Source organism: Streptomyces caeruleatus (genome assembly GCF_001514235.1).
Taxonomy (GTDB): domain Bacteria; phylum Actinomycetota; class Actinomycetes; order Streptomycetales; family Streptomycetaceae; genus Streptomyces; species Streptomyces caeruleatus.
The window spans coordinates 210,042-236,766 of sequence record NZ_KQ948928.1; the positions used below are offsets into that span (position 1 = coordinate 210,042).

General features: G+C 71.9%; 23 protein-coding genes. 11 read left to right on the top strand and 12 right to left on the bottom strand.

Going from position 1 to position 26,725, the window contains the following annotated elements; all coding sequences use genetic code 11:
* Positions 1-10: 10 nt before the first annotated feature.
* The 4 genes from AQJ67_RS16515 to AQJ67_RS16530 all read right to left on the bottom strand — a co-directional run bounded on the left by AQJ67_RS16515 (position 11) and on the right by AQJ67_RS16530 (position 3,517).
* Entirely contained in the window at positions 11-1,168 is a 1,158-nt protein-coding gene (locus AQJ67_RS16515; protein WP_062719526.1) for a hypothetical protein, read from the bottom strand.
* Positions 1,165-1,542 carry a hypothetical protein gene (locus AQJ67_RS16520; RefSeq protein ID WP_341846155.1) on the bottom strand — a complete coding sequence of 126 codons (378 nt, stop codon included), beginning with the start codon at positions 1,540-1,542 and terminating at the stop codon, positions 1,165-1,167. The genes AQJ67_RS16515 and AQJ67_RS16520 overlap by 4 nt, the downstream gene beginning before the upstream one ends.
* A 55-nt stretch (positions 1,543-1,597) precedes the next feature.
* A complete protein-coding gene (locus tag AQJ67_RS16525) occupies positions 1,598-2,083 on the bottom strand; it encodes a hypothetical protein (RefSeq protein ID WP_062719527.1) in 486 nt (161 codons plus the stop codon).
* A 219-nt stretch (positions 2,084-2,302) separates the two neighbouring features.
* Positions 2,303-3,517 carry a sensor histidine kinase gene (locus tag AQJ67_RS16530; RefSeq protein WP_062719528.1) on the bottom strand — a complete coding sequence of 405 codons (1,215 nt, stop codon included), beginning with the start codon at positions 3,515-3,517 and terminating at the stop codon, positions 2,303-2,305.
* 167 nt (positions 3,518-3,684) lie between these two features.
* Here AQJ67_RS16530 and AQJ67_RS16535 point away from each other — a divergent pair, with 167 nt between their 5' ends.
* From AQJ67_RS16535 to AQJ67_RS16550, 4 genes are all read left to right on the top strand, one after another.
* Positions 3,685-4,056: a DUF4333 domain-containing protein gene (locus tag AQJ67_RS16535; protein WP_062719529.1), complete on the top strand. Its 372-nt coding sequence runs from the start codon at positions 3,685-3,687 to the stop codon at positions 4,054-4,056.
* Positions 4,057-4,074: 18 nt separating this feature from the next.
* Entirely contained in the window at positions 4,075-4,758 is a 684-nt protein-coding gene (locus AQJ67_RS16540) for an ABC transporter ATP-binding protein (RefSeq protein WP_062719530.1), read from the top strand.
* Positions 4,759-4,784: 26 nt separating this feature from the next.
* The gene (locus AQJ67_RS16545) at positions 4,785-6,800 is read left to right on the top strand and encodes an FtsX-like permease family protein (protein WP_062719531.1); all 2,016 of its coding nucleotides are present in this window, start codon (positions 4,785-4,787) and stop codon (positions 6,798-6,800) included.
* A 145-nt stretch (positions 6,801-6,945) separates the two neighbouring features.
* The gene (locus AQJ67_RS16550; RefSeq protein WP_062719532.1) at positions 6,946-8,268 is read left to right on the top strand and encodes a phosphatase PAP2 family protein; all 1,323 of its coding nucleotides are present in this window, start codon (positions 6,946-6,948) and stop codon (positions 8,266-8,268) included.
* A gap of 26 nt (positions 8,269-8,294) precedes the next feature.
* Here AQJ67_RS16550 and AQJ67_RS16555 read toward each other — a convergent pair whose 3' ends face one another.
* Positions 8,295-8,780 (bottom strand): DUF6174 domain-containing protein, encoded by a 486-nt coding sequence (locus AQJ67_RS16555; protein WP_062719533.1) that lies wholly within the window; start codon positions 8,778-8,780, stop codon positions 8,295-8,297.
* Positions 8,781-8,985: 205 nt separating this feature from the next.
* Here AQJ67_RS16555 and AQJ67_RS16560 point away from each other — a divergent pair, with 205 nt between their 5' ends.
* Entirely contained in the window at positions 8,986-9,756 is a 771-nt protein-coding gene (locus tag AQJ67_RS16560; protein ID WP_208614982.1) for a carbonic anhydrase, read from the top strand.
* 33 nt (positions 9,757-9,789) lie between these two features.
* Here the strand turns inward: AQJ67_RS16560 and AQJ67_RS16565 are convergent, their stop codons facing one another.
* Both AQJ67_RS16565 and AQJ67_RS16570 read right to left on the bottom strand, forming a co-directional pair.
* Positions 9,790-12,930 (bottom strand): FAD-binding and (Fe-S)-binding domain-containing protein, encoded by a 3,141-nt coding sequence (locus tag AQJ67_RS16565; RefSeq protein WP_062719534.1) that lies wholly within the window; start codon positions 12,928-12,930, stop codon positions 9,790-9,792.
* A 58-nt stretch (positions 12,931-12,988) separates the two neighbouring features.
* Positions 12,989-13,471 (bottom strand): MarR family winged helix-turn-helix transcriptional regulator, encoded by a 483-nt coding sequence (locus tag AQJ67_RS16570; RefSeq protein WP_062719535.1) that lies wholly within the window; start codon positions 13,469-13,471, stop codon positions 12,989-12,991.
* Positions 13,472-13,609: 138 nt separating this feature from the next.
* On the opposite strand from AQJ67_RS16570, the gene AQJ67_RS16575 reads away from it, so the two are divergent.
* A complete protein-coding gene (locus tag AQJ67_RS16575) occupies positions 13,610-14,128 on the top strand; it encodes a YceI family protein (protein ID WP_062719536.1) in 519 nt (172 codons plus the stop codon).
* On the opposite strand, the gene AQJ67_RS16580 is transcribed toward AQJ67_RS16575, so the two are convergent.
* A complete protein-coding gene (locus AQJ67_RS16580) occupies positions 14,106-15,803 on the bottom strand; it encodes a hypothetical protein (protein WP_208614990.1) in 1,698 nt (565 codons plus the stop codon). The genes AQJ67_RS16575 and AQJ67_RS16580 overlap by 23 nt on opposite strands.
* A 128-nt stretch (positions 15,804-15,931) precedes the next feature.
* Positions 15,932-19,972 (bottom strand): bifunctional nitrate reductase/sulfite reductase flavoprotein subunit alpha, encoded by a 4,041-nt coding sequence (locus AQJ67_RS16585; RefSeq protein ID WP_244190476.1) that lies wholly within the window; start codon positions 19,970-19,972, stop codon positions 15,932-15,934.
* 233 nt (positions 19,973-20,205) lie between these two features.
* On the opposite strand from AQJ67_RS16585, the gene AQJ67_RS16590 reads away from it, so the two are divergent.
* From AQJ67_RS16590 to AQJ67_RS16605, 4 genes are all read left to right on the top strand, one after another.
* A complete protein-coding gene (locus AQJ67_RS16590) occupies positions 20,206-20,625 on the top strand; it encodes a cell division protein SepF (RefSeq protein ID WP_062719538.1) in 420 nt (139 codons plus the stop codon).
* An 82-nt stretch (positions 20,626-20,707) separates the two neighbouring features.
* Entirely contained in the window at positions 20,708-21,973 is a 1,266-nt protein-coding gene (locus tag AQJ67_RS16595; protein ID WP_079055992.1) for an AAA family ATPase, read from the top strand.
* Positions 21,957-22,283, top strand: coding sequence for a nucleotide pyrophosphohydrolase (locus tag AQJ67_RS16600; protein WP_062719539.1), 327 nt, complete (start codon positions 21,957-21,959; stop codon positions 22,281-22,283). Before AQJ67_RS16595 ends, AQJ67_RS16600 begins: the two co-directional genes overlap by 17 nt.
* A 186-nt stretch (positions 22,284-22,469) precedes the next feature.
* Positions 22,470-22,934, top strand: coding sequence for a DUF6099 family protein (locus tag AQJ67_RS16605; RefSeq protein WP_062719540.1), 465 nt, complete (start codon positions 22,470-22,472; stop codon positions 22,932-22,934).
* 66 nt (positions 22,935-23,000) lie between these two features.
* Here AQJ67_RS16605 and AQJ67_RS16610 read toward each other — a convergent pair whose 3' ends face one another.
* Together AQJ67_RS16610 and AQJ67_RS48260 are read right to left on the bottom strand one after the other, a co-directional pair.
* Positions 23,001-24,236, bottom strand: coding sequence for an epoxide hydrolase family protein (locus tag AQJ67_RS16610; protein ID WP_062720066.1), 1,236 nt, complete (start codon positions 24,234-24,236; stop codon positions 23,001-23,003).
* 218 nt (positions 24,237-24,454) lie between these two features.
* Positions 24,455-24,619, bottom strand: a complete 165-nt coding sequence (locus AQJ67_RS48260) for a hypothetical protein (protein WP_167366207.1) — start codon at positions 24,617-24,619, stop codon at positions 24,455-24,457.
* A 249-nt stretch (positions 24,620-24,868) separates the two neighbouring features.
* On the opposite strand from AQJ67_RS48260, the gene AQJ67_RS16615 reads away from it, so the two are divergent.
* Positions 24,869-25,792, top strand: a complete 924-nt coding sequence (locus AQJ67_RS16615; protein ID WP_062719541.1) for an LLM class F420-dependent oxidoreductase — start codon at positions 24,869-24,871, stop codon at positions 25,790-25,792.
* Between the two features lie 76 nt (positions 25,793-25,868).
* Here the strand turns inward: AQJ67_RS16615 and AQJ67_RS16620 are convergent, their stop codons facing one another.
* The gene (locus AQJ67_RS16620) at positions 25,869-26,660 is read right to left on the bottom strand and encodes an SAM-dependent methyltransferase (RefSeq protein WP_062719542.1); all 792 of its coding nucleotides are present in this window, start codon (positions 26,658-26,660) and stop codon (positions 25,869-25,871) included.
* Positions 26,661-26,725: the final 65 nt, after the last annotated feature.

Sequence of the window (26,725 nt, forward strand, 5' to 3'; positions counted from 1 at the left end):
CCTCACCTGTTCAGCAGTCCTTGACGTCCGGGAGCCGGTTGTCGGGCGAACTGATGTAGATGTTGGAGATCCAGCCGCCGTACTGGGGCAGATAGGCCCACCAGTCGTTGGTGTACGGCGGCACGGAGACCTCCTGCCCCCTCTTCTGACAGCCCACCAACACCTCGACGCCCGCCGGGAGTTGAGTGATCCGGGAGTTCGAGGTGGACGGGTCCGGGCGGACGTTCACATGATCGCTCCAGGTGCCGTACCACCACCCGGCCGGCCGCGCCGCCCCCGGCACGTTCAGCGAGCGGGTCAGCCGCCCGATGTCCGTGTACGCCTTCCCGTACGACGTCCCCACCGGGTGCAGGGTGAACACGGCCACGATGAACCGGTCCCCGGCGCCCACGGTCCCCGTGCTGTGCAGCGCGGGCCGGCTCAGGTCGACGTCCGCGGCGGCGACCGGAGCCTGGGTCTCGGACGCCGTACGCGACGAGGTAAACGTGCCCGTGCCCGTGCCGCAGGTGCCCTCCTCGTACGACCCCGACCAGCCCTGCTTCACCGCCCACGGCTTCTCGAACGCCCCGGCGATGCCGAAGTGCTGGTCGAAGTGGTCCGAGGCGCAGCGCGTGGACTGACGCAGATTGCCCATCACGAAGTCCCGCACGGGGCCGGGCGCCGAGTCCAGCAGGTAGCGGTAGATCGTCACGGTGTCCCGGGCCGAGAGCGAGGTGTAGCCCCAGTAGCCCTCGTAGCCGGTGGGCGGCGGTGCCGTGTCCCGCAGACCGAGCCGCCCGGCCATGCGGGTGATGATGGCCGCCTCGCCGTTCTCCACCCAGTAGTGGTCGGCCGCGTCGTCGTAGCTGCTGCGCAGCATCGGCTCCAGCAGGGCGCGGTCGGCGGCGGGCACCGTGTAGTCGGGGCCCCGGTTCCACAGGAAGTCCAGCGCCAGCAGCAGTTTGACGACGGAGGCGGACCGGAAGCGGGCGCTCGCGTTGAGCTGCTCGGTGAAGGCACCGGTCTGCCGGTCGAACACGGCGGCCCCGGCGGTGACACCGCTCGGCACCTGAACGGCAGCGGGCGCGGTTTGCGCGGACCGCTGCGCCGGGACGTCGGCGGCGGCGGACCCCGCCACGCCGCCGACGAGCAGCAGCGCGGCGGCGGTCGCGAGAAGCCGGCGCCTCACAGGTAGTGCTCCCTGAGGTTGAGCGAGTTGATCGGCGTGAGGTCGACGTACCAGCCCTCCTGCGGCGGGATCGACTCGTGGCAGTCCGTGTTGATCGACTTGCACAGCTCGACCAGGGCGCCGTCGTACTGGTTGTTGAGGATCCAGTGGTTGCCGTACTGGTTGTAGATGGGGTGGAACCCGTAGGAGTAGAAGATGTGGCTCGGGTACGGGCTGTTGGCGGGCGTCACGTTCTGGGGGTAGATGCAGACGGCGCCGTAAGGGCAGCCGTCCCAGGCGCTGCCCTCGGCCTGGGCCTGGGTGGTGCCGGTCAGGACGGCGACGGTGGCCAGGGCGAGCGCGGCGGCGCCGCGGAAGAGTCTGCGCATGGTCATGCCTTTCGCGTGGAGAGCGGTGGGGAGTGCCGGACGTACGGCAGGGGAGCGGGGCCTACCACCAGTCGGAGCAGCGGATGACGCCGTCCACGGCCCGGGACCCGCAGACCCGGAAGTTGTACTGCGGGTCGGTGCTGGTGCGCCGGAACGGGGTGGTCAGGCTCTGCCCGTTGGACCGGACGGTGAAGGGCCCGCACTGGAGCCAGGGCGACACGGCGTTGTTGTTGTCCCAGCCGTTCGCCCGCCAGTCCATCCAGACGTTGTCACCGGGCCGGGTCTGCCCGCTGATCTTGCCGAAGGCGATCTGCTGGCCGACGTACGCGCCCTTCTCGAGCGTGAAGCGGACGTCGCCGAGGCTGAAGCTCCGCGGCTTGTCGGTGTCGCCCTCCGCGTTGTCGGGATGATCACGGAAGCCCCGTGCCCCGCCCTCGCAGTCGGCGGCCGAGGCCACCGCGGGCTGCGCGGGCTGGACGAGTACGACGCCGGTGGCGACCGCGCACAGAGCGGCGGCCGTGGCGAGTGTGGAGCGAAGCAGGCGCATGAAGCCGTCTCTTCCTGACTGGGGAGGGCGCCCCGCGGTGCGCGCGGGGCTGGAAGACGACTCGAACACTAGGCAGGAGGCGGCGTTCGCGGTCCCTGACGAATGTCAGGGTGACCGGGGCACGGGGATCCGGTGCCCTGCGGGCGGCCCGGGCGTAACGCTCAACCACGGGTAGCAGCACGACCAGTGGATCTGTGAGGTAGCCAGAGCTGACGAGCCTCAGCGTTTCGCGGCTGGGAGCACCGCGCGTACCTCCCATCCCTGCCCGGTGCGTGGTCCGGTGTGCAGTTCGCCGCCCAGTGCGGTGACGCGTTCCTTGAGGCCGACGAGGCCGAAGCCGCCGCCGTGTGCGGCTGCCGGGAGTTGGGTGCCGCCGCGGCCGTCGTCGGTGACGGAGACTTCCAGGCGGCCGGCGTCGTCGCGCAGGCGGATCTCGACGTGGGCGGCGTCGGCCGGGTGGCGGCGGATGTTGGTCAGTGCCTCCTGGACGACGCGGAACGCGGCGGCCTGTACCTCGTGGGGGAGGTCGTCGGTGAGGGTGGGGTCGCGGTGCAGGGTGACCTGCTGGACCGGGCTCGCGAAGCCGTCGGCCAGTTCGGCGATGCCGGCGAGGTCGCCGACCGGGCGGTGGTCGGCCGCCTCGGTGCCGTCCCCGGTGTGGCGCAGCACGCCGACGGTGCGGCGCATCGAGGCGAGGGCCTCGGTCGCGGCGCGTTCGATGCCGGCCAGGACCGGGTCGAGCTCCTGCGGCTGCGCCTGCGCCTGCGCCTGGGCCTGCGCCTGCGCCATCATGCGGGCCACCTGCGTCTGCACCAGGATCCCGGTGACATGGTGGGCGACGAAGTCGTGCAGGTCGGCGGCGATGGCCAGGCGCTCGGCGCGCCGGGTCTCGCTGACGGCGACCGTACGCCGGTAGTCCAGCGAGCGCAGATAGCCCGCGAGTCCGGCGATGAGGCCGACCAGGAGCAGACCGACCGTCTCCAGGCCCAGCACGTCACTGCTCAGCGTCACGTCGCCGCGCACGGGAAGGACGAGCAGCGCGCCCGCGTCGAGGATCCCGCAGACCACGGCCGAGCGGGGCGGGCAGTGCCGTACCGCGACGAACAGCAGGCACAGCAGGATCAGGACCTCGCCCGGCCCGAACACGACCTCCGGGTGGACCAGCAGCGAGGCGGCGGTGACCAGGAGCGAGAGGAGAGCGGGCACGGCGGTGCGCACCTGCGGTGTCAGCCACTCCGGGCGCCGCCCGGCCGGCCACAGCACGGCGGCCAGTCCGACGAGCACCAGAACCAGGGTCTGCCAGACGGGGCTCACCGCCGGCAGGACGCTCGCCCCGTCGTCGCCCGCGTAGAGCACGACGTCGACGACTCCCGCGGCTAGCAGCAGACCGACGACGAAGCCACGGGCACAGCCGCGGGCGGGAACAGACCTCATGCCGACGACCGTAGGCCACGGACCCGGCCGTGGGATCGGCCGAACGGCCGAGGGGCGGTCGCCGACGTCGGCCGACGCCGACCTTATGGCCGAGGCGCGCGCCCGGGCGCCCGGGCGAGGGTGGAGCCGCATCCTCACCACGGACATCGGGACATCAGGAGTACGCGATGCAGCGCAGCAAGTTCCTCGTCGGCGTCGTCGGCGGCGCGACCGCCGTGGTCGCGCTGGGCGGACTCGGCACCTATGTCCTCGCCGGCACCGAGTCGACCAGCCGCCTCGACGAGTACAGCACCGCCTCGGTGGACGGCCACCGGGCGCTCGCGGCGAACATCGTCGCGGGCCGCACCGAGAGCAAGTACCACCCGCTGCCCTGGGTCGGCGACAAGGTCTCCGGCGTCACCTGCCCGACCGGCCTGAAGGCCGTGACCGGAGCGAGCATCACCTGCACCGGCAAGAAGGACGACGGCGCGACCGTCCGCATCCCCGTCCGTGTGACCAAGGCCGACGCCAAGAGCGTCACCTGGAAGTTCGAGCGCTGAGAAGGGGCACGACACACCATGAGCACCGTTCTGGCCGGATACGGCCTCGTCAAGAAGTACGACTCCACCACCGCGCTGGCCGGCGTCGACGTGGAGGTCCACGAGCGCGACTCGCTGGCGATCATGGGCCCGTCCGGGTCCGGCAAGTCCACGTTGCTGCACACGCTCGCCGGGATCATCCGGCCCGACGGCGGCCAGGTGCTGCTGCGGGGCGACCGCATCGACAAGCTGGGCGAGAACCGGCTCAGCGCGCTGCGCCGCAAGCGGTTCGGGTTCGTCTTCCAGTTCGGCCAGCTGCTGCCGGAGCTGCCGGCCGAGGAGAACGTCGCGCTGCCGCTGATGCTGGAGGGCGTCCCGCGCAAGGAGGCCGTCGAGCGTGCCCGCCGCTGGTTCGCCCCGCTCGGCCTGGACGGTCTCGAGCACCGCCGCCCCGGCCAGCTCTCCGGCGGCCAGGCCCAGCGCGTCGCCATCGCCCGCGCGCTGGCCGTGGAGCCGGACGTGGTCTTCGCCGACGAGCCCACCGGCGCCCTGGACCAGCGCACCAGCGACGAGGTCGTCCGGCTGCTGACCTCGGTCACCCGCGCCTCCGGCGCCGCCCTGGTGATGGTCACCCACGACGCCGATGTCGCCGCCCACTGCGACCGGATCCTCCAGGTCCGGGACGGCCGGATCAGCAACTACAGCCCGTTCACCGTGGCCTGAGCCGCCCGACCACCCCCGGAGTCCCCATGCGTTCCCCCGTCCTGCCCCTGACCTGGCACCTCGCCAGGTCCTCCGGCCGTCGCGGCCTGCAGTCCCAGCTGCTCGCGGCCGGGGCCGCCGCCGTCGGCTCGTTCCTGCTGCTGGTGATGGTCGCCGCCGCCCTCGGCGCGGGCACCCGGGCCGACCACACCACCTGGCGCACCCCCGACGCCGTACCGGCGAAGCGGGCGACGGCCGTCCAGGCCACGACCACGACGTACGTCCGCGACGAACCCGTCACCGTCGTGAACCTCGCCCAACTGCCCGGCCGGCGGCAGACCCCGGCCCCGCCCGGCCTGAGCGGCTTCCCCGAGCGGGGCGAGGTGTACGTCTCGCCCGCCCTGGCCGAGCTGCTGCACGAACTGCCCGCCAACCAGCTCGCCGACCGTTTCCCGACGGTGAGGTCCTACGGCACGATCGGCGCCGCCGGCCTCGCCTCGCCCGACGAACTGGTCGCCGTCGCGGGACGGGCGCCCGGCGATCCCGTGGTCTCCAAGGCCGCCGGCGAGCAGAACTTCTACGACGACGGGCTGACGGAGCGCGCACCGGTCGCCGGGTTCGCCGGCACCAAGGCGAGCCCCTTCACCGGCGCCGACCAGGGGACCGTGCTGCTGGGTGTGGTGCTCCTCGTCATGCCGGTCGTCGTGCTGGCCGCGGCCGCCGGGCGGCTCGGCGCGGCCCGGCGCGAACAGCGGCTCGCCGCCCTGCGGCTGGCCGGGGCGACCCCACGGCAGATCCTCGCCATGACCGCCGTCGAGGCGGCCGGAGTCGGCGCGGCCGGCGCGCTGGCGGGCGCGCTCGCCTACGTGGCCCTGCTGCCCGCGCTCGCCGCACTCCCGTACGGCGTCGGCGCCTGGTACACCCCTCAGCTCTGGGTGGGGCTGCCGTGGCTCGCGGCGGTGGTGCTCGCCGTCACCGCCCTCATCACGGTCAGCGCGGTGACGATGCTGCGCCAGGTGGCCACCTCGCCCCTGGGCGTCGCCCAGCAGGCCGACCCGCGCCGCACCCGCGCCGTCCGCCTGGTGCTGTTCGTCGCGGTGCTGGCCTACATCTGGATGAGCACGGGCGACAGCGGCCAGCTGAATACCCGTCAGCTGCTTGCCCTGCTGGCGCTCTTCTACGGCGCGTTCTGGCTGTTCGGTCCGTGGGTCGTGGACCGGCTGGGCCGGATCGTCGGCCGCCGTGCCAAGCGCCCCGCCACGCTGCTGGCCGCGCGCCGGCTCAGCGACGACCCGCGCGCGGTCTGGCGCACCGTCAGCGGCCTGGTGCTCGCCGGGTTCGTGGCCGGGTTCTTCTCCGTCAGCTCGCTGGGCGCCGAAGGCCCGACGCACCATGGCCAGGTCGCGGTGATCACCGCGAACGCCGCCGACGCCCGGCACACCGCCGCGAAGGCCCGCACGGCGTTGCACAGGGCGGGCGTCACCGCGACCGTCACCGTCACGAGCGAGGACGACTACAACAGCCTGCTGGGCGGGGTCGACGGCGTGACCGCCCAGGTCTCCGGCGGACAGGAGCGCGTCGACGCCGCCGTCACCGCACTGACACCGCTCGGGTCGGGCAGGTACCCGGTCACGCAGGAGTACGTCTCCGCGTCGGACGACACGGTCACCGCCCGCGTCGCCACGGTCAGCGCCGCCACGCTGGTGCTGAGCTTCCTCGTCGCGGCCGCCTCCGGGGGCCTCACGGCCGCCGCGAACGTCCTCGACCGACGCCGTGTGTACGGCCTGTTGCGGCTGTCCGGCACCCCGCTGGAGGTGCTGGACCGGGCCCGGATCCGCGAGACCGTGATCCCGTTGGCCGTCCTGGCCGGCGGCACCACCGCGATGGGCGTCTTCGGCGCCGTGCAGCTCAACAAGGCGGCCGGCACCTACGTCAACACCTCCGGTGCCCTGCAGCTGGTGCTCTGCGTGGCCGTCGGCGCGCTGGCCGTGTTCGCCGCCATCGCCGGCAGCAGGCCGCTGCTGCGGAAGGTGACGGCGGGCCCGGTACAGACGTCGGACTGAGGCCGTCTTGACTGCTCCGATAACATGATCGAACTAACGATCGCCCGGAAAATTCCGTATTCGGCCCATACTTAGCAAATCGACTAAATAATTGATATCCATAAAAACGCGGGTATTTTCGCGAACAGACAGCAGCAGCACGCTCGTGGCGTGGCGCCGGCCGCGGTTCCTCCTCTGGACCGCGGCGGCCGTCGTGGCCCTCGGCTTCCTCGTCGCGCTGGAGATAGCGGCGCGCCACTACGGCCTGCCGGGGCCGGTCACCACTCAGGTGCGAGAGGTGATATTTCCGCCGAAATCGGGATTCCTGCTGTACGCCAGTATGGCGTTGATGATGGTGGTGCTCACCTGGCGGCAGCGGATGGTCGCGCTGGGCACCGCGATCGGGATCGACCTCGTCATCCTGCTGGCGCGGTGGATTCTCGACATCAAGGTCACCGAGGGCCACCCCTTCGGCAACGGCGCGCTGTTGGTGATGCTCGGCTGTGCGGTCGTCGCCGTCACACGCCGCACCGGCCGCGAACGGACCCTGCTGCTGAAGGGCGTGGGCCTCGGCCTGCTCCTGGTGGCCGGCCGCAAGACGGGCGACACCTGGTTGCTGATCACCTCGAAGACCCGCCCGGCGGTGCTGGACCAGTACCTGGCGGTCGCCGACCACGCGCTGGGCAACCCGTCCTGGCTGGTGGGCCGCATCGTCCGGGCCACCGCACCGGTCGGCCCCCATGTTCTCGACTTCGTCTACGTTCAGCTCGCGGTGGCCGCGGTCGTCATCGCCCTGTACCAGCTGCGGCACGTGGCGGCCGAGCGCCGTTTCCCGGCCCACCATCTGGTGCGCACCTTTCTGGTGATCGGCCTCCTCGGGCCGGCCATCTACATGATCTTCCCGGTGGTCGGACCGGTCTTCGCCTATGGCACAGGCGCGTTCGGCACCGGCGGTGAGCACTGGGCGGTGGCCAACCTGTGGCCGGAGACGGCGCCGCCGCTCACCGCCCCGCACCCGATGACGTTCGACGAGATCACCCCGCGCAACTGCATGCCCAGCCTGCACACGGCGTGGGCCGTCACGATCTTCGTCCATTCCCGCAAGGGGCCCGGGCTCCTGCGGTTCGCGGGCACGTTCTGGCTGGTCGCCACGCTCGGCGCGACACTCGGATTCGGCTACCACTACGGCGTGGACCTCGTGGCCGGCGTGGTGTTCGCGCTCACGATCGAGGCGGCCCTGCGCTCCCAGGCACGTGGCTGGGACCGGTCGGGAGTCCAACTGGTCGCCCACGGGAGCACGGTCTTCGTGACGCTCCTCGTCTCCTACCGCTACCTGCCGCTGGAGATGGCCGAACGGCCCTGGCTGTTCGGCCCGCTCCTCATCCTGGCGATGGTCTCCGTGATCCTCGGCTTCGTCCGGACCGTCAGGCTCTGGGACCCGAAGACCGCCCTCGCACCCCGACCGGAGCCGCAACCCGAACTGGTCTGACCGGCGTGCCCCGGCGGTGACGCCGGTCAGCCGGCGGCCGGTTCGTAGCCGCTGATCGCGTAGCGGGCCTCGTCGTCGATCGCGTTCTCGTCCCAGTCCAGGGAGATGTCCACGGGGTGTCCGTCGGCCGCGTACCGCGCCTCGGCCGCGTACCGCGCCTCGGCCGTGTCCGCGTCGTCCCGTCGGGCCTGCTCCAGTTCCGCGAGGAGCTCCCCGAGCGTGGGCACCGCGTCGGGGACCTCCTCGACCACCCGTCGCCCGCCGTCGTCGAGGCCCACCACCTCGGCCACGGCGCCGTCGCGGACGGTTATCCGGAAGGCGCCGACGAGGGCCCGCTCACCCTCGCTCGACCGGAGCGTGTAGGTGTACGAGGCGGGCTCCCGCCAAGGCGCCCGCTCAGGCGCCTGCTCGGGCGTGGAGGTCTCCGTGCCGCACGCGGCGACCGCGCACAGCGCTCCTCCGATCAGCGCGGCGAGGAACCCGGCACGGGCAGGGCGCGGCAGGACGGTCATGGCGGATGTCCCTTCGAAGACGGCACGACTGTGACGCCGGCCGTGCGGGGAACGTTCGGCGGCGCGTCAACTCCCGACGACTCTGTGTGTTTTGGACCCGTGCTTCCCGTGTGCTGCATCAGCGCTGTACGGGCCTTAACCACCCCTTCGCGACAGTGGGATCACTCGCCCCACCAGGGGGGGGACAGAGGAAGGGAAGAGTGTCATGGGCAGCGTCACGCGACCGCAGCGCAGAGCGTTTCTCACCGGCGGGCTGCTGGCCTCCGCGGCTGTGATCACCGGCTGTTCGTCGAAGCCGGACACCAACTCGGCGACGAAGACGACGGTCGCTGGAGTGGCGTCGTCCCCCTCCGCCGCGGCGGGCGCGCGTCCGGACTCGCCGTGGGCGGCCTTCGCGCGGCTGATGGAGGGCAACAAGCGCTGGGTGGACGGGGCGCTGCAGCACCCCGACCGCGACCCCGAGCGGCGGCAGTTCGTCGCCGAGGAGCAGAAGCCCTACGGCGTCATAGTCTCGTGCATCGACTCCCGAGTGCCGCCGGAGCTCCTCTTCGACACCGGGATCGGCGACCTGTTCGTGATGCGCACCGGTGGCCAGGTGGTCGCCCCGGTGGTCACCGGTTCCGTCGAGTACGGGCCCCTGACCGCGGGGACCCCGCTGATCGTCGTCCTCGGGCACCAGCGCTGCGGCGCCATCAAGGCGGCGTACAGCGCGCTCAAGGACGACAAGCCGCTGCCCGGCAACCTCCAGTCGATCGTCGAGGCCCTCCGCCCGGCGTACCAGGAGATCTCCCGGCAGAAGCACACGGACCCGGTGGACGCCATGATCCGCGTCCACGTCAAGCAGACCGCCGCCGATCTGCGCAGCAACGCCGATCTCGCCCCGCTCGTGAAGAAGGGCGACCTGGCCGTCGTCAGCGCCTACTACTCGCTCGACACCGGCCGGGTGGAGGTCCTCACCGGAGCGCCCGCCGCCTGACGCGGGATGACCGGCCGGCCTGGGAGCGGCCGGTCACCGCCTCCGCATTCTCCCGACCGCCCGGGCCGTCCCGGCGGCCACCGCGCCCACCGCCGCCCCCGCCGAAGCGAGCGCCAGAGCCCGCGCCCGGCGCCCCGGAGGCACCGGCCGGACGCCCGGGGTGACACAGTACGCACTGGCCGCCACGTCGGAGACGGGCAGTGCCGAGGCCAGGAGTTCCGCCAGATGGACGCCCTCGTGGCCGCCGCTGTCGAGCTCGTGGATCTGGGTGCGGCAGCTGAAGCCGTCCGCGAGGACGACCGTGTCGGCGTCCTCCGCCCGCAGGCGCGGCAGCAGCACGCGTTCCGCGCAGGCGCGGCTGACGTCCAGGTGGCCCTGTTCGAAACCGAAGTTGCCGGCCAGGCCGCAGCAGCCGGAGTCCAGCCGCTCGGCGTCGACCCCCGCCCGGCGCAGCAACTGCTCGTCGGCCTCCCAGCCCAGCACCGCGTGCTGATGGCAGTGGACCTGGGCCAGCGCGCGGGCGGTACGGTCGGGCACCCGCGGCGGCTCGTATCCGGGGCTGTGCTCGGTGAGCAGCTCCGAGAGCGTCACCGTCTGTTCCGTCAGGCGCCGTACGTCCCGGTCGCCGGGGAACAGCTCACCCGCGTCCGAGCGGAACACGGCCGTACAGCTCGGCTCCAGGCCGACCACCAGGCCGCCGTCGCGCAGATGGCCGGCCAGACGGCGGACCGTGCGGGTCAGGACGCGTTCGGCGACGCCCAGTTGACCGGTGGAGATCCACGTCAGCCCGCAGCACAGCGGCTCCGTCGGCATCGTCACCCGCCAGCCCGCGTGCTCCATCAGCTCCACCGCCGCCTGTCCCACGTGCGGATGGAAGAAGTTGGTGAACGTGTCCGGCCAGAGCAGCACCGTGCCGCGCCCGCCGGAACCGGAGGGAGCACGCGGCGCACGGCGCGCGAACCACTTCTGCAGCGACTCCCGCGCGAACAGCGGCACTTCCCGGTCCGCCACCCCCGCCACCGCGACGGCCGCCCGGGACAGCGGCGGGGTGTGGGTGAGGGCGTTGACCACCGGGCCGAGCCCGCCGCGCCCCACGGCCTGGGCGACGACCGGCAGCCAGCCCATCGACAGATCGGAGCGGGGCCGTGCCCAGGGCCGCCCCTCGTAGTGGTGGGACAGGAACTCCGCCTTGTACGTCGCCATGTCGACATCGGCCGGGCAGTCGCTCTTGCACCCCTTGCAGGCCAGGCACAGATCGAGCGCGTCCTTGACCGCCCGTGAACGCCAGCCGTCGCGGATCGCGCTGTCCCCGTGCCCGTCGAGCATCTCGAACAGCAGCCGGGCCCGGCCCCGAGTGGAGTGCTCCTCCTCCAACGTGACCTGGTACGACGGGCACATCACCGTGCCGCCCTCGGTCTCCAGACGGCGGCATTTGCCCACGCCCACACACCGGTTGGCGGCCTCGGCGAAGGACCCGCCGTCGTGCGGGAAGCGGAAGTGCGGGTCGCGGGGGTCCTGCGGGGCCCAGTCACCGCCGAGGCGCAGGTTCTCGTCGAGCCGGTACGGCGCCACGACCTTCCCGGGGTTCATCCGGTCGGCCGGGTCGAAGACGCCCTTGAGCCGCCCGAACGCCTCCACCAGCTCCTCCCCGAACATCCGCGGCAGCAGCTCGCCCCGGCTCTGCCCGTCCCCGTGCTCCCCGGAGAAGGACCCGCCGAACTCCACCACGAGATCCGCCGCCCGCTCCATGAACCGCCGGTAGCCGGCCACCCCTTGGGCGCTGTACAGGTCGAAGGGGATCCGGGTGTGCACACAGCCCTGCCCGAAGTGCCCGTAGAGGCTGGGCCCGGTGTCGCTCTCGTACCCGAACTCCTCGAACAGGGCGCGCAGCCGCCGCAGGTAATCGCCGAGCCGCTCCGGCGGCACCGCGGAGTCCTCCCAGCCCTCCCAGGTGTCCGGCCGGCCGGGGATGTGCGCGGTGGCCCCGAGACCGGCCTCGCGGACCTGCCAGAGCTGCTCCTCGTGGCCGGGGTCGTCCAGGAAGGCGACCTGCGCGTCGTGCTCGGACTCGTGCAGCGCGTCCAGCATCCGGTGCGCGTGCTCGTCGGCCTCCTCGACACTCTCGCCGCCGAACTGCACCATCAAGAAGGCGTTCCCCTCGGGCATCTGGCCGAGGGCCTGCTCGTTGAGGTGCTTGAGGCGCTCGTCGTAGACCAGATGACGGTCCACGCCCTCCAGCGCGATCGGCTCGTACGGCAGGATCTCCGGTACGGCGTCCCCAGCGAGCGCGATGTCGCCGAACCCCAGCACCACCAGCGTGCGTTCCTTCACCACCGGCACCAGCTTCAGCTCCGCCCGCAGGACGGTGACCAGCGTCGACTCGCTGCCGACGAGCAGCCCGGCGATGTCGAAGCCGTGCTCGGGCAGGAGCGAGTCGAGGTTGTAGCCGGAGACCCGGCGGGGTATTCGCGGGAAGCGGCGGCGGATCTCGTCGGCGTGGGTGTCGCGCAGGGCGCGCAGCCGCCGGTGGACGGACGCCCGCAGATCGCCGTGCCGCTCGATCTCGGCGTACTCCTCGTCGCTGGTCGGCCCGCACCAGAAGCGGGTGCCGTCGTAGAGCAGCACCTCAAGGCGGGCGATGTTGTCGACGACCTTGCCGTTCGCCTGTGCGGTGGCGCCGCAGGAGTTGTTGCCGATCATGCCGCCGATGGTGCAGTTGGCGTGGGTGGCAGGCTCGGGGCCGAAGCGCAGCCCGGTCGGGGCGAGCCGGCGGTTGAGCTCGTCGAGGACGATGCCCGGCTGGACGACGCACGTACGGGCGTCGACGTCGACCGACTCCAGTTCCGTGCAGTACTTCGACCAGTCGATGACGACGGCCGTGTTGGTGCACTGCCCGGCCAGGCTCGTCCCGCCGCCCCGTGACAGCACGGGCGCGTCGTGCTCCCGGGCGACGGCCACCGCCTGGGCGGCCGCCTCGGGGGTGTGCGGCACGACCACGCCGATCGGCGTCTGGCGGTAGTTCGAGGCGTCGGTGGAGTACGCGGCACGGCTCCCGGCGTCGAAACGGACCTCCCCGTCGACGCGCTCCCGCAGCGCGCTCTCCAGGGCGTCCGGGTCGGGCGGGGGCGCCGTTTCGCGCCGTACGACGGGAGCGGGCAGGTCCGAGATGCCCATGAACCCCTCCTCGGTGTCGGTGCGGGCCCCGCCCGGGTACCCGCGACCGCACCGGTGACTACTCCGGCGTCGCCTCCGCGGCGAAGTCCGGCATCAGCGCGCACATCGCCTCGCGCTGGGCCGGGCCCATGAACCGCGCCAGCGCCGCCTTGACCGTCTCGGCGAGAACCCCGGACGCGTCCTTGAACAGCCCCCGCGCCTTCTCCGTGAGGGCGACCTCGACGCCCCGCTTGTCGCCGCAGACCGACGTCCGGGTGACCAGGCCGGCGTGCTGGAGGCAGGCGATCTGGTAGGTGAGCCGGGTCTTGGGGCGGCCGAGGAGCTCCGCGATCCGGGTCATGCGCAGTGCCTCGCCGGGGTCCGCGGCGAGCAGGCACAGCACCAGGAACTCGTCGTGCGAGATGTCCAGCCGGTCCTTGACGACGGTGCGCAGCTCCTGCTCCACGGCCCCTGTCGCGGCCAGCATCAGCATCCAGGCGTGCAGCTCTGCGGGCAGGAGTCCGTCGCCGGAGGCGGAGGGGCATTCGTGGATGTCGGCCATGAATTCGAGTGTAGCCGTTGTTCAAATTTGGAGTATCGGCTAGCGTGGAGTCATCCAAATTTGGACTACTGCCTGTCGTCCTTCCTCGTCCTTCCTTCCTCGTCCTTCCGTCCCCCCCCCGCTCAGGAGTGAGAGATCATGACCGTCGCCGTCGAAACCGGAACCTGGCAGCTCGACCCCGCCGCCTCCACCGTCGCCGTCCGGCACAAGACGTTCTGGGGCCTGATGACCGTCAAGGGCACCTTCGCCGCCGTCACCGGCGACGGCGAGGTCCGTCCCGACGGCTCCGCCGTGGGCACCGTCACCCTCGACGTCGCCTCCCTGGACACCGGCAACGCCAAGCGCGACGAGCACCTGCGCGCCGCCGACTTCTTCGACGCCGCCCACCACCCCGAGATCACCTTCTCGGCCCGCGGCGCCGAGCTGCGCGACGGCGACACCGTGCACGTCGTCGGTCAGCTCACCGTCCGCGGCGTCAGCCGCCCCAAGACCTTCACCGCCCGCCTCGTCGGTGCCGACACCGAGTCCCTCACCCTGGACGCCGAGTTCACCGTGGACCGCGAGCAGTTCGGCATGGGCTGGAACCAGCTCGGCATGATCCGCGGCCTCACCACGGTCGCCGGCACGCTCCGCTTCACCCGGAGGGCCGCAGCCTGACATCGGCGCTCGACAGCGTCTGCGGTACGGCCGTGAAGGCCCGCAGCCGGATCCGAACGCCCGGCCGGGGCAGGGGGAACCTCCCCGAAGGCGGCCGGAGTTCATAGCGGGCCGTCGCGTGAGCGGGCAGCGTGACCGGACCCCGCACGACCGTCCAGTACTGGCTCATGCCCTGGCCCGTGGTCAGCGTGAAGTGGGGCGCCAGGGCGACCGCGCCCGTGTTGCCGACCTCGACGTCGAGGCGGGACACGGCGGTCGGCGTCGCCCGGCGCACCGACGTCACCCGCATGCCCAGCGGAGGCGTCCCCGTCGCCGCCCACACCGCGCTCGCGAGCGCCGGGGCCAGCAGCAGCCCGGCCGCCGCGAGACGCGCCGGGCGCCGGGACAGGAACCGCGGACGTGGCTGCCACGCGGCGGCGAACTCCGACGCCGGCGCCGTGACCGCCGCCGCCAGCCACAGCGGGGTCATCATCAGGTAGTAGCCGTCCTGGGAGCGCGTCGCCAGAAAGAACGCGCACCACGGCAGCACCGTCGCCGCCGGCCCCAGCCGCCGTACGAACAGCACGAACACCACGAGCAGCCCCGCCGCCAGCAGCATGCTCGCGTGGGAGTACCAGTCGAGCCGGTCGCTGCCGTCGGTGAAGTACAGCGAGACGCCGACCACGCCCTGCCCGTGGATCACCGCACCCTGCGTCAACGGCAGCGCGATCCCCCGGATCCAGGTGCCCGGCTCGCTCACCACGAAGTACGTGTTGATCAGCAGCCACACCACCCCGGCCGCCCCGACGGTCCTCGCCACCACCAGCGCCGCGCCCCGCGCACCCAACTCCCCGCGCCGCACGGCATAGATCCCGGCCAGCAGGAACGGCGCCACGAACCACGGCAGTTGCTGCGCGGCACACGCCGCCCCCAGACACGCCGCCCGCGCCAGCCCGCCCACGCCGAGCCGCCCGCCCCGCCCGAGCCCCGGCCACCTCACCACCACCGGCACCAGCAGGGCCAGCGCCACGATCGCCGGATAGCCGAGCCGGGCGTACGACGGCAGGAACCCGAAGCCCAGACACGCCATGGTCGCCGCCGACCGCCACGGCGAGGGCAGCGAGCGCCACAGGGCGACGGTGCCGGCGATCAGCGCCGCCGTGCTCACGACCGTCATGGGCAGCGCCCCGTGCCCCAGCCACAGCAGCGGCGCGGTCAGCAGCGGGGCCAGCGGCGGATAGCCGTAAGTGAAGTCGTAGCCGCCCGTCACCGTCGGGGTGAGGGCGACGCCGTGGCCGAAGAGCCAGGGCCACGGCTGCCCGTACACGGGGTGCCCGGCGACCAGTTCACGGGCGGCCTGGGTGGTGAGGACCGCCTCGTCGCTGCCGCCGTGGTTCATCGCCCACGCGCAGAGCGTCAGCGTCACGGCGGTCACCAGGACGCAACTGTCGACGCGGGCCAGCGACCGCGCCCGCCGCACGACCAGAGCGAGCACGCCGCACGCCAGGATCGAGGCGTAGCACACCGAGATCGCGGCGGCCACGACAAGACGGTGACCGGCCGCCTGCGTCCAGATAGCCCGCGTGCCGACGAAGAGGCTCACGTCGGCGAGAAGGGTCAGGACGCGATGCCACTGGGCGGGGGGTTCCGGAACCGGTGCGGCCACCGGCCACCGCGTCCGGCTGCCCGGTGTCACCAACCGCTGTTCTGTTGCCGACTGCACGGCACCGGACGGTAATCAGGCCTGGTGAGCGGGGTGCCGAGGGAGGTGAAGAGTCCGGTGTGAGGCGGGTGAGAAGAACGCTGGGGCCGGTCTCCCGAGGGTCAGTACACGTCCCGGACGTACCGTTTCGCCGCCGCCAGCTGCTTGAGGTACGCCGCCGCCTCGGCCTCGTCCAGCCCGCCGTGCGTGACCGCGATGTCGCGCAGCGCCCGGTCCACGTCCTTGGCCATGCGCGAGGCGTCGCCGCAGACGTAGAAGTGGGCGCCGTCCTGAAGCCAGCGCCACAGCTCGGGGCCGTGCTCGCGCATCCGGTCCTGGACGTACACCTTGTTGCGCTGGTCCCGGGAGAACGCGGTGTCGAGGCGGGCCAGGGTGCCCTCGTCGAGCAGCGCGGTCAGCTCGTCCTCGTAGTAGAAGTCGCTGGCCCGGTGCTGCTCGCCGAAGAACAGCCAGTTGGGCGCCTGGTGCCCGAGCACCCGCCGCTCCTGGAGGAAACCGACGAAGGGCGCGACCCCCGTACCCGGCCCGACCATCACCATCGGCGTCGAGGCGTCCGCCGGCGGACGGAAGTGCGGGGAGCGCTGCACGAAGACCGGCACCTCGGTGTCCGGCTCGGAATCGGCGAGGAAGGGCGAGCAGACCCCGCCGCGCGGCCGGCCGTGCAGGTTCTCGTACCGCACGACGGAGACCGTCAGCGAGACGCTGTGCGGGTCGACGAGCGGGCTGGACGATATGGAGTACAGCCGCGGCTGGAGCTTCCTGAGCACCCCGGCCCACTCCTCGGCGCCCGCCCGCACGGAGTGCTCGGCGATGACGTCCACGGCCTGCCGGCCCCAACTCCACTGCGCCAGAGAGTCCTTGTTGTCCGGCCGCAGCAGCCTGCGCAACTCCCGGTCGTCGCGGACGCGTTCGGCGACGAAGCGCAGCAGATCGGGGGTGATCCGCGTGATGTCGAGGTGCCGGCGCAGGGCCTCGGCGAACGAGGTCCCGCCCACGCCGTCCAGCTCCAGGGCCGTCGACCCGTCGACGCCGGTCACCGCCAGCCATTCCGCCACCAGCGCGGCCGAGTTGACGGGCCGCACGCCGAGCGCGTCGCCCGCCTCGTACGTCAGCGAGGTCCCGCTCGTGTCGAAGGTGAAGCGCCGCACCTCCTTGCCCGCACCGGGCCGGCTGAGCAGCCGGTTGCCGACGAGCCGGGCGGCGGTGGCGGCGGGCCTGGCACCGGCCTTCGGCTTCCCGGCCGGCTTCGGGGCAGCGGGTGCCGCCGTGCCGCCCAGTGCCGTCAGCACCTGATCGAGCCACACCCCGGCCGAAGGCTCGAAGTCCGGTTCGCAGTCCGTACGGGGCGCCATGCGCACCGCGCCCAGTTCGCCCAACCGCGCGTCGAGCCGACGCCCGTGGCCGCAGAAGTCGTCGTAGGACGAGTCGCCGAAAGCGAGTACGGCGTACCGCACCCCGTCCAGCCGCGGAGCCTGCGCGTCGGACAGCGTGTCCCAGAAGCCCGACCCGTTGTCCGGGGCGTCACCGTCACCGAACGTGCTGGTGATGAAGAGGAGGTCGGCCGCACGGGCGAGAGCGGGGACATCGGCCTCGTCCATGCCGACCAGGGTGGCCCGGTGCCCCGCCGCGCCCAGTCGCTCGGCGGTGGCGGTCGCGAACTCCTCGGCGTTGCCGGTCTGCGAGGCCCACAGCACGACGACCTCACGGCCGTCGTGCGTGACGGGTTCCGCCGCCGTCCGGGAGTACATCCCGGCGAGCACGCCGTTGACCCACAGCGCGTGCTCGGGGCTGAACGGCGCGTCCGGGGGCAGGACGGGGACGCCGGGTGCGCCGGTCCCGATGCCGGCGAGGAAACCGGTCAGATAGAGGCGCTCCTGGGCGGTCAGAACGGGGGGCGGGGAGGGTTCCAGACCGAAGGGACCCGCGGAGCCGGGTGTGACGGCCGTCGGCGTCAGCGCCTCCACCGGCCCCTCCTGCACCGGAGCCGCCACCCTGGTCAGGGAGACCGCGCACACCTTGAACTCCGGCTGGAAGGAGATCGGGTCCACCGCGTCGCTGGTCACCGCGTTGACGCTCAGATACTCCCCGAACAGATCGTTCCAGTGGAACGGCGCGAACGCGTCCCCCGGCCGTACCCGCTCGGTCACCACGGCGGGCAACACCGCACGTCCCCGCCGCGAGGCGACCTCCACCCGGTCCCCGTCGGCGATCCCCAGCTCCCGCGCGTCCCGCGGATGCACCTCCACGAACGGCCCCGGGTTCAGCTTGTTGAGCTTGCCGACCTTCCCGGTCTTGGTCAGCGTGTGCCACTGGTGCTGCACCCGCCCGGTGTTCAGTACGAAGGGGTAGTCGTCGTCGGGCATCTCGGCGGCCGGCAGGTGCGGCCGGGCATGGAAGGCGGCCCGCCCGCTCGCGGTCGGGAAGCGCAGCCCGCCGTCCGCGTCGACGTACCGGATCGGATTGCGCTCCGGCCCGTCCACCTCGGCGGCCGGCCACTGCACGGGCGTGTCCCGCAGCCGCTCGTACGTCACCCCGCGCAGATCCCAGCCGGTCACCGGGTTCCAGGCCCGCCGTATCTCCTCGAAGACGTCCTCGGCGCTGTCGTACGAGAACCCCTTCTCGTACCCCATCGCGCACGCGACGGCCGCGATGATCCGCCAGTCCGCCATCGCCTCCCCGGGCGGGTCGGTCACGGCCCGGGTCAGCGTCAGATTGCGCTCACTGTTGACGAAGACGCCCTCGCCCTCCGTCCACATCGCGCCCGGAAGCACGACGTCGGCGTACGCGTTGGTCTCGGTCTCCCCGAAGACGTCCTGCGTGACGACGAACTCCGCGGCCTCCAGGCCCTCGATGACGGTACGGCGGTTGGCGACCGAGGCGACCGGGTTGGTGCAGATGATCCAGCAGGCCTTGATCTCGCGATCGGCCATCTTCTGGAACATCTCGACGGTGCCCTTGCCGACGCCGTCCGCGCGCAGCGTGCCCGGCGGCAGCTCCCACAGTTCCTCGACGAAGTCCCGCTCGGCCTCGACGAGCACGGACCGCTGCCCCGGCAGCCCCGGCCCCATGTACCCCATCTCACGCCCGCCCATGGCGTTCGGCTGCCCGGTGAGCGAGAAGGGCCCGGAGCCCGGCCGGCAGATCGCACCCGTCGCCAGATGCAGGTTGACCAGGGCGTTCGTGTTCCAGGTGCCGTGCGTGGACTGGTTGAGTCCCATCGTCCAGCAGCTCATCCACTCGCCCGCCGCACCGATCAGCCGGGCGGCCGTACGCAGGTCGTCCTCGGCGAGTCCGGTGATCTCCGCGACGGCGGCCGGCGCGTAGTCGGCGAGGAAGGCGGGCATCGCCTCCCAGCCCTCGGTGTGGGCCGCGATGAAGCCGGGATCCGTGTGGCCGTTCTCGACGAGCAGGTGCAGCAGGCCGTTGAGGAGCGCGAGGTCGGTGCCCGGCTTGATCTGGAGGAAGAGATCGGCCTTGGCGGCGGTGGCGGTGCGTCGTGGATCGACCACGATGAGCTTGGCGCCCGCCTTGACCCGCTCCATCATCCGCAGGAAGAGGATGGGGTGGCAGTCGGCCATGTTCGAACCGGTGACGAGAAAGACGTCGGCCTTGTCGAAGTCCTCGTACGACCCCGGCGGCCCGTCGGCCCCCAGCGACAGCTTGTATCCCGCCCCGGCGCTGGCCATGCACAGCCGCGAGTTCGACTCGATCTGGTTGGTGCGGATGAACCCCTTGGCCAGCTTGTTCGCCAGGTACTGCGCCTCCAGGCTCATCTGCCCGGACACATAGAGGGCGACCGCGTCCGGCCCGTGCTCGTCGATGATCGCGCGGAGCCGGCGGGCGGTCTCGGCGATGGCGTCGGCGGCCGGGGAGGGCACCGGCTCCTCGCCCCGGTCGTCCCTGACCAGCGCCGTGGTCAGCCGCCCGGGCGCCGCGAGCATCTCGGCCGTGGTCGCGCCCTTCGTGCACAGCCGGCCCGCGTTCGCCGGATGCGCCTTGTCCCCGGAGGCCTTCAGCACCGTACGCCGCCCGTCGGGCCCCGCCCCGACGTCCAGCAGAATCCCGCAGCCGACCCCGCAGTACGTGCAGACCGTCCGGACCTGAGTCGTGGCAGCCGGAGTCGTGGAGGTGGTCGAGATCACGCGCTGCCCTTCTCCGGCGGTCGGGGTGGTGCGTGAAGCGTACGAATTGCCCGTTACGTCGATGTCACATCCCTTGATCATGAGGAGTTACGTCGGCCACACAGTCGCCGATGCGGCGGTGTGAGGGGGCGGGGCGGCCCCGTGCCGGGGTGCGGAACGCTTCGGTGCGGTCGCGGATCGTGTCGCTGTTGGGCCGAACGGGTGACTTGGCGTAAGAATTGGCTGGTGCAGGCATGGAAGGCAAATCAACACGGGGGGAGCCGGTGAACAGCCACGACGTCACCGATGAACAGTGGGAGGGGCTCGCCCAGGTCGTACCGTTGCGCGGCCGTGACGCCTGGCCGTCCGCGGTGGACCACCGGGTCCCCCCGGAGGCGGCGACGGAGCCGCGCCGCCGGTTCGTCGTCCTGCGGGTCAACGTCTTCGCGGACGCCCGCGACGTCGCCGAGACCCTCATGGCGGGCATTCCGGTGCTGCTGGATCTGACGGGGGCGGAGACCGAGGTCGCCAAGCGGGTGCTGGACTTCAGCACGGGCGTTGTCTTCGGGCTGGCGAGCGGGATGCACCGGGTGGACCGGAACGTGTTTCTGCTGACGCCGCCCGGGACCGAGGTGAGCGGGTTGATGGAGGGCGCGGGGGTGCCGGGCACCTGAGGGTGCCGGGCGGTCCCTCGATCGTAGGAAGGGCACTGCGGGGGAACGGTTCGCCTGAGCGGCGGAGGCCTACGGTCCGGACATGGCCGTGCCCTCGTCTGTCTCCCGTGCCGTGTCCGTGCCGTCTCAGGGACGCCGTGGGGGTGCGACGTCCGGGCTTCCGGCGCGCTCCACGGGCGACTCCCCGGGGGATTCGGCGGGCGGCGAGCCGTGTCCCGACCGACCTCGTGTCACCGAGTTACGGCTGTCGGCCTTCGCCGGGCTTCGGCGGGCAGCGCTGCCGCTCGGGGCGCTGACGTTCCTCGCCGGACCGAGCGGGTCCGGCAAGACGACCGCGTTACGGGCGTACGAGGCGCTGGCCCGGCTGGGTGCCGGTGCCGAGGTGGGGGAGGTGTTCCCCGACCCCGCCGCGTACGTTCCGGAACGGGCCCGGCCCGACGCTCAGCGGCGGCGCGGCTTCCGTATCGGGTGCACGGCGGACGGCCCCGAGGGGCTGGTGCGGCTCGACGTCGCCGTACAGGCCGAACCCGGACTGCGGATCGTGGGGGAACGGCTGAGCGTGGGCGGCGTGGTGCTGCTGGAGAAGGCCCTGCGCGATCCCAGCCGGCCCTGTGTGCAGGCCGCCTGGCACACGGCCGGTCAGTCGCCGGTCACACGGGCGCCACTGCCGGACGACCGGCTCGCCACCGCCCTGCTGCCGCTGCGGGTGGCCGGGAAGACCGACGGGCAGCGGCGGGTGCTCGCGGCGGCCGAGCAGATGGTCGTGGCGCTGCGGTCGGTCTACGCCTGCGACCCCCGGCCCGATCGGATGCGGGCGCCCGTGCCGCTCGGGTCGGGGCGGTTGCTCGGGCCCTGCGACAACCTCGCCGAGGTGCTGTGGCGGACCCGGGCCGAGTGCGGACGGCGGCATGCGCAGTTCGTGGCGGCGGTACGGGCCGGGTGTGCGGGGGCCGTGGCCGATGTGGTCGGTGAGGTGGTGGGGGACGGGACGGTGCGGGGGGTGCTGGACCGGGGGGACGGGGTGTGGACGGAGCTCGGGCGGCTGGGGGACGGGGAGTTGCGGTATCTGGCGCTGGCGTTGGTGCTGCTGACGGGGCCCGGGGTGCTGGAGGTCGATCCGGTGGGCGAGGTGCCTGCGGCCATGCAGACGCTGAGTGTGCTGGTGGACGGGTTCGACCGGGGGCTGGATCCGGTGCAGCGGCGGGAGTTGACGGGGCTCGCGGCGCGGATGTGCGAGCGGGGGCACATCCGCGTGCTGGGGACCGTGAGTGACGTGGCGGGGGTGGTGGAGGGGGCGGAGGGGGGCTCCGTGACGGTGGTACACCTGGAGCGTGACCGAACCTCTTGATGTGGCCGGGCTTCAGCGCAGGCTGGCCGAGTTCGCTGCCGTGCGGGGCTGGCAGCCGTATCACACGCCGAAGAACCTCGTCGCGGCGCTCAGTGTGGAGGCGTCCGAGCTGGTGGAGATCTTCCAGTGGATGACGCCGGAGGAGTCCTCGCGGGTCATGGACGACACGGAGAGCGCGGGACGGGTGACCGACGAGGTCGCGGACGTGCTGGCCTATCTGTTGCAGCTGTGCGAGGTGCTCGGGATCGATCCGCTGGCGGCGTTGGACGCGAAGATCGACCGGAACGAGCGGAGGTTTCCGGCGCCGTAGGGGGCTGATGGAGGGGCGTGCTCCACTTTCACTCTCTGTGGTTGGTGGAAGGGTCGTAGCCGAAAAGTTGTCCGCAGATTTCCGCCTTCCTCTGGCTTTTCGTCTCAAGGGCCTTCACTCTGGGTAGTGGACAAGGGAGTTCGGGTGGACGCGTGGGCAGCGCGTCGGGACAGACGGGGACTGCGGATGGACGCGGTGCGGCTGATCGTGACGAGCAGGCGGGCGCTGGCGGGGAGCAAGGGCGTCCCGGAGATGATGACCGAGGTGTGGCAGGCGCAGGCCCTGGCCCAGGCGATCGGCAGCCGGCTCGCGGTCTTCGGCCCGCCTGAACTGCGGGGCGAGGCGCTCGGGTTGACGGAGCTGGCGGGGCGTGGGTGCGGAGTCCTGGATACGCCGGACCTGGCCGAGGGTGACTTACGCGCGGCCCAGCTCACGGAGTTGGGTGATGCGCGGCAGTCGCTGATGCATCTGGGCAGCCTGCTGGGGGAGGTCGGGATCGCGCTGGTCGGGATGGCCAGTGGGGCGGACGACGAGACGACGTACTGGCAGTGCATGGAAGCGATCGACGCGGCGGACGAGTCCCGGGACCGGGTGCTGGAGATGCTGCGGAGGCTGGCGGATCGGGAAGAGGTGGTGCCGGAGGCGGGGTAGCCCCCGGTTGCTTGCTTGCTTGCTTGCTTGCTTGCTTGGTTGGTTGGACGGATGGGGGCAGGCCGTTCAGGGCCTGCGGTCGCGGAAGGTGCGGCGTAGATCGCTCACCCAGGCGTCGGGGTTCTCCCAGGGGATGAAGTGGCCGCCGTGGTCGTGGGCGTTGACGTTGACGTGGTTGAACCAGGCGGCCTGGGGACCGGACTTGAAGGCCTGGACGCGCTCGTCGGCGGTGTGGACGCCGGGCGGGTTCTCGTACGTGACGAAGGTGAGGCCGACCGGGGCCTGTACGACCGGGGTGCGGTCGTGGGCGGGGGTCCAGGGGTAGCGGTTGGCGTTGGCGTAGTAACGCATCGACGTGGCGACGGAGTTGTTCGCCCAGTAGATCGTGGCGTGGGTGAGCAGGTCGTCCTTGGTGAAGACGGACTCGACGTCGCCGCCGTTGTCGCTCCAGGCGTTCCAGCGCTCCAGCAGCCAGGCGAGCAGTCCGGCGGGTGAGTCGCTCAGCCCGTGGGCCAGGGTGGCACCGTCGAGCATGTGCACGGCGAGGTGGGACGCCCAGCGGCGGTCCTGGTCGAGGATGCGGGCGCGGACGTCGGCGGGCTGGTCGTCGGTGAGGGGCCGGTTCCGGGCGAAGTCCCAGGCGCGGGGGCCGGTGAAGAAGTCGAGCGGCAGCCCGGAGCCGATGTGGATGCCGTAGAGCTCGTCGGCGTACTTGTGGCCGAGCTGACTGGACACGATCCCGCCGATGTCGCAGCCTCCGGCGGCGTACTTCTCGTGTCCCAGGGTCTCGGTCATCAGGGTGTGCCAGAGGTCCGAGACCTTCCAGAAGTTGACGTCCGGAAAGCCGGTGAGCGGGCCGGGGAAGCCGAAGCCGGGCAGGGACGGCACGATGACGTCGAACGCGTCGGCGGGGTCACCGCCGAACGCCGCCGGGTCGGCGAGCGGGTCGATCACCTTCGACCAGTGCCAGAACGTCCACGGCCAGCCGTGGGTGAGGATCAACGGGATCGGGCGGGGCCCGCGGCCCGGCTTGCGCATGAAATGCACCGGGACCCCGGCGACGCTCACCTGGTAGTGCTCATAGGCGTTGATGTCGGCCTCGGCCTTGCGCCAGTCGTAGCCGTCCCGCCAGTACGCGACCAACTCCCGCAGATAGCTGTCCGGGACACCGTAGGACCAGTCCCCGTTGCCCTCGTCCAACGGCGGCCGGGTCCGCGCGAGTCGGCTGCGCAGATCGTCGAGGACCCGGTCCGACACATGGATCGGGGTGGGCTCCAGGGGAAAGGGGTGCGGGGTGGTCATGGCGTGGTTCCAGCCCTCCATCAGCGACTCCGACGACGCGACCATTCCACATGGGGCCACGGCGCAGGCCCTATTTCAGCCCGTCCGGCGTTTGAGGACGAGGCCCGAAGGGCCGATGGGGGTCCAGGGGGCGCAGCCCCCTGGCGGGGTCGAAGGGGCGGAGCCCCTTCAAGGGATGGGACGGGTAGGGGCGGCGGGGGCGAGAGACGCCCCGGTGGTCAGCCCGCGTCCCCGTCCTGCCGCGAGGCCCCCGTCGACTGAAGATCCGCGTCCAGCGCAGACAGGTCCGCGTTCAGGGCAGCCATCAGCTCCTCCATCTGCTGCAGCAGCCCCTTGGGCTGACCGGTACCGGCGGTGCGCTGTGGTGCGAGTTCCTCGGACAAGACGGCCTCCTCGGGCCTCCGGCCCCCCCCAATGGCAGCGGGCCGACACGGTGACACCCCGGTAGTCGGAAAGGACGGGGGCGGGCGCCGGTCGGTCCGGCTCCGTTCGAGCCAACGATCACCGTCGGGGCCGGTCACTGGCCCGAGCGTGGGCCGACACGGGGCGTTGACGGAATTCACCCGACCGGGGACGCGAGGGGCAGGGGGACCCATGCCGTTGACGGCTGTCGAGGCGTGCAGGATGGAGACATGGATCTTCGCATCTTCACCGAGCCCCAGCAGGGGGCCACCTACGACACCCTTCTCACCGTGGCGAAGGCCACGGAGGATCTTGGCTTCGACGCCTTTTTCCGGTCGGACCATTACTTGAAGATGGGCTCGGGCGACGGCCTCCCCGGCCCCACCGACGCCTGGATCACGCTTGCCGGTCTCGCACGCGAGACCAAGCGGATCCGGCTCGGCACCCTGATGACCGCCGGCACGTTCCGCCTGCCCGGCGTGCTCGCCATCCAGGTCGCCCAGATCGACCAGATGTCCGGCGGCCGTGTCGAACTCGGCCTGGGCGCGGGCTGGTTCGAGGAGGAGCACAAGGCGTACGGCATCCCGTTCCCGAAGGAGAAGTTCGGGCGGCTGGAGGAGCAGCTCGCCATCGTCACGGGACTGTGGGCGACGCGGGTCGGGGAGACCTTCGACTTCAAGGGCGAGCACTACACGCTCAGCGACTCGCCCGCTCTGCCCAAGCCCGCGCAGGACAAGATCCCCGTGCTCATCGGCGGCCACGGCGCCACCCGCACCCCGCGCCTGGCCGGCCAGTACGCCGACGAGTTCAACATGCCGTTCGCCTCGGTCGAGGACAGTGAGCGACAGTTCGGCCGGGTGCGCGCCGCGGCGGAGGCGGCCGGGCGCAAGGGCGACGACCTCGTCTACTCCAACGCCCTCGTGGTGTGCGTGGGCAAGGACGAGCAGGAGATCGCCCGGCGCGCCGCCGCCATCGGGCGTGAGGTCGACGAGCTGCGGCTCAACGGGCTGGCCGGCTCCCCGGACGAGGTCGTCGAGAAGATCGGCCGGTACCAGGAGATCGGGTCGCAGCGGATCTACCTCCAGGTCCTCGACCTGGCCGACCTGGACCACCTGGAGCTGATCTCCTCCCAGGTGCAGTCGCAGCTGTCGTAGGGCTGAAACGGCGGAGTTCGTGGTGCCGTCCGGCGGATCGGTCCGTTCCCGGTGCGATCCGCCGGGCGCGGCCTCGTCACGGTTTGCGGGCGACCCCCACGTACAGCGGTATGTCGTCGGACCCCGGCTGCTCGCCCTGCTCCGGGTGCCAGTTCGCGGCGAGCGCCACGCCGGGGGCCAGCAGGTCGAGGCCCGTGAAGAAGGCGGCGAAGGCTTCGCGCGAGCGCACCTGGGCCGGGGTGCCGCCTCTGCGGTAGACCTCGACGACGCGCTCCCACGTCTCCGGGTCGAAGTCCCCGGTCGCGTGCGACAGCGTCACATGGCTCCCGGGCGCGAGCGGCTCGATCAACTCGCTGACGATCCGCGCGGGTTCGTCCTCGTCCGGCACCAGGTGCAGAAGCGCCACCAGGGACAAGGCGATCGGCCGGCTGAAGTCGAGGGTCTCGCGCGCTTCCGCGAGGATCTTTCCCGGCTCCCGTACGTCGCCGTGGACGTAGGCCGTCCTTCCCTCGCGTGTGCTGTGCAGCAGGGCCTCGGCGTGCCGCAGGACGATCGGGTCGTTGTCGGCGTACACGACACGGGCGTCGGGCGCGATCCCCTGCACGATCTGGTGGAGGTTCGGCTCGGTCGGGATACCGGTTCCTATGTCGAGGAACTGCCGTACGCCTCGCTCGGCCAGCAGCCGGGAGGCGCGGTGCATGAAGCGGCGGTTGGTCCGTGCCATGTCCCGTACGTCGGGGAAGAGAGACACCACCTGCTCGGCCGCCTCCGCGTCGACCGGGTAGTTGTCCTTACCGCCGAGGAAGTAGTCGTACATACGGGCCGAGTGGGGCTTGCTGGTGTCCAGCCGTAACCCGGTGTCTGTCATGGGAGGCCTCCGCTTCCTACGTGGGCGCTCAGGCGTACGTTGTTCGAACGCCCGGACGTCCGGGA

Excerpts from the sequence above, each read along its gene's own strand:
- AQJ67_RS16520 (WP_341846155.1), bottom strand. The coding sequence starts at position 1,542 with ATGACCATGCGCAGACTCTTCCGCGGCGCCGCCGCGCTCGCCCTGGCC.
- AQJ67_RS16525 (WP_062719527.1), bottom strand. The coding sequence starts at position 2,083 with ATGCGCCTGCTTCGCTCCACACTCGCCACGGCCGCCGCTCTGTGCGCG.
- AQJ67_RS16530 (WP_062719528.1), bottom strand. The coding sequence starts at position 3,517 with ATGAGGTCTGTTCCCGCCCGCGGCTGTGCCCGTGGCTTCGTCGTCGGT.
- AQJ67_RS16535 (WP_062719529.1), top strand. The coding sequence starts at position 3,685 with ATGCAGCGCAGCAAGTTCCTCGTCGGCGTCGTCGGCGGCGCGACCGCC.
- AQJ67_RS16540 (WP_062719530.1), top strand. The coding sequence starts at position 4,075 with ATGAGCACCGTTCTGGCCGGATACGGCCTCGTCAAGAAGTACGACTCC.
- AQJ67_RS16545 (WP_062719531.1), top strand. The coding sequence starts at position 4,785 with ATGCGTTCCCCCGTCCTGCCCCTGACCTGGCACCTCGCCAGGTCCTCC.
- AQJ67_RS16555 (WP_062719533.1), bottom strand. The coding sequence starts at position 8,780 with ATGACCGTCCTGCCGCGCCCTGCCCGTGCCGGGTTCCTCGCCGCGCTG.
- AQJ67_RS16560 (WP_208614982.1), top strand. The coding sequence starts at position 8,986 with ATGGGCAGCGTCACGCGACCGCAGCGCAGAGCGTTTCTCACCGGCGGG.
- AQJ67_RS16565 (WP_062719534.1), bottom strand. The coding sequence starts at position 12,930 with ATGGGCATCTCGGACCTGCCCGCTCCCGTCGTACGGCGCGAAACGGCG.
- AQJ67_RS16570 (WP_062719535.1), bottom strand. The coding sequence starts at position 13,471 with ATGGCCGACATCCACGAATGCCCCTCCGCCTCCGGCGACGGACTCCTG.
- AQJ67_RS16575 (WP_062719536.1), top strand. The coding sequence starts at position 13,610 with ATGACCGTCGCCGTCGAAACCGGAACCTGGCAGCTCGACCCCGCCGCC.
- AQJ67_RS16590 (WP_062719538.1), top strand. The coding sequence starts at position 20,206 with ATGGAAGGCAAATCAACACGGGGGGAGCCGGTGAACAGCCACGACGTC.
- AQJ67_RS16595 (WP_079055992.1), top strand. The coding sequence starts at position 20,708 with ATGGCCGTGCCCTCGTCTGTCTCCCGTGCCGTGTCCGTGCCGTCTCAG.
- AQJ67_RS16605 (WP_062719540.1), top strand. The coding sequence starts at position 22,470 with ATGGACGCGGTGCGGCTGATCGTGACGAGCAGGCGGGCGCTGGCGGGG.
- AQJ67_RS16610 (WP_062720066.1), bottom strand. The coding sequence starts at position 24,236 with ATGACCACCCCGCACCCCTTTCCCCTGGAGCCCACCCCGATCCATGTG.
- AQJ67_RS16615 (WP_062719541.1), top strand. The coding sequence starts at position 24,869 with ATGGATCTTCGCATCTTCACCGAGCCCCAGCAGGGGGCCACCTACGAC.
- AQJ67_RS16620 (WP_062719542.1), bottom strand. The coding sequence starts at position 26,660 with ATGACAGACACCGGGTTACGGCTGGACACCAGCAAGCCCCACTCGGCC.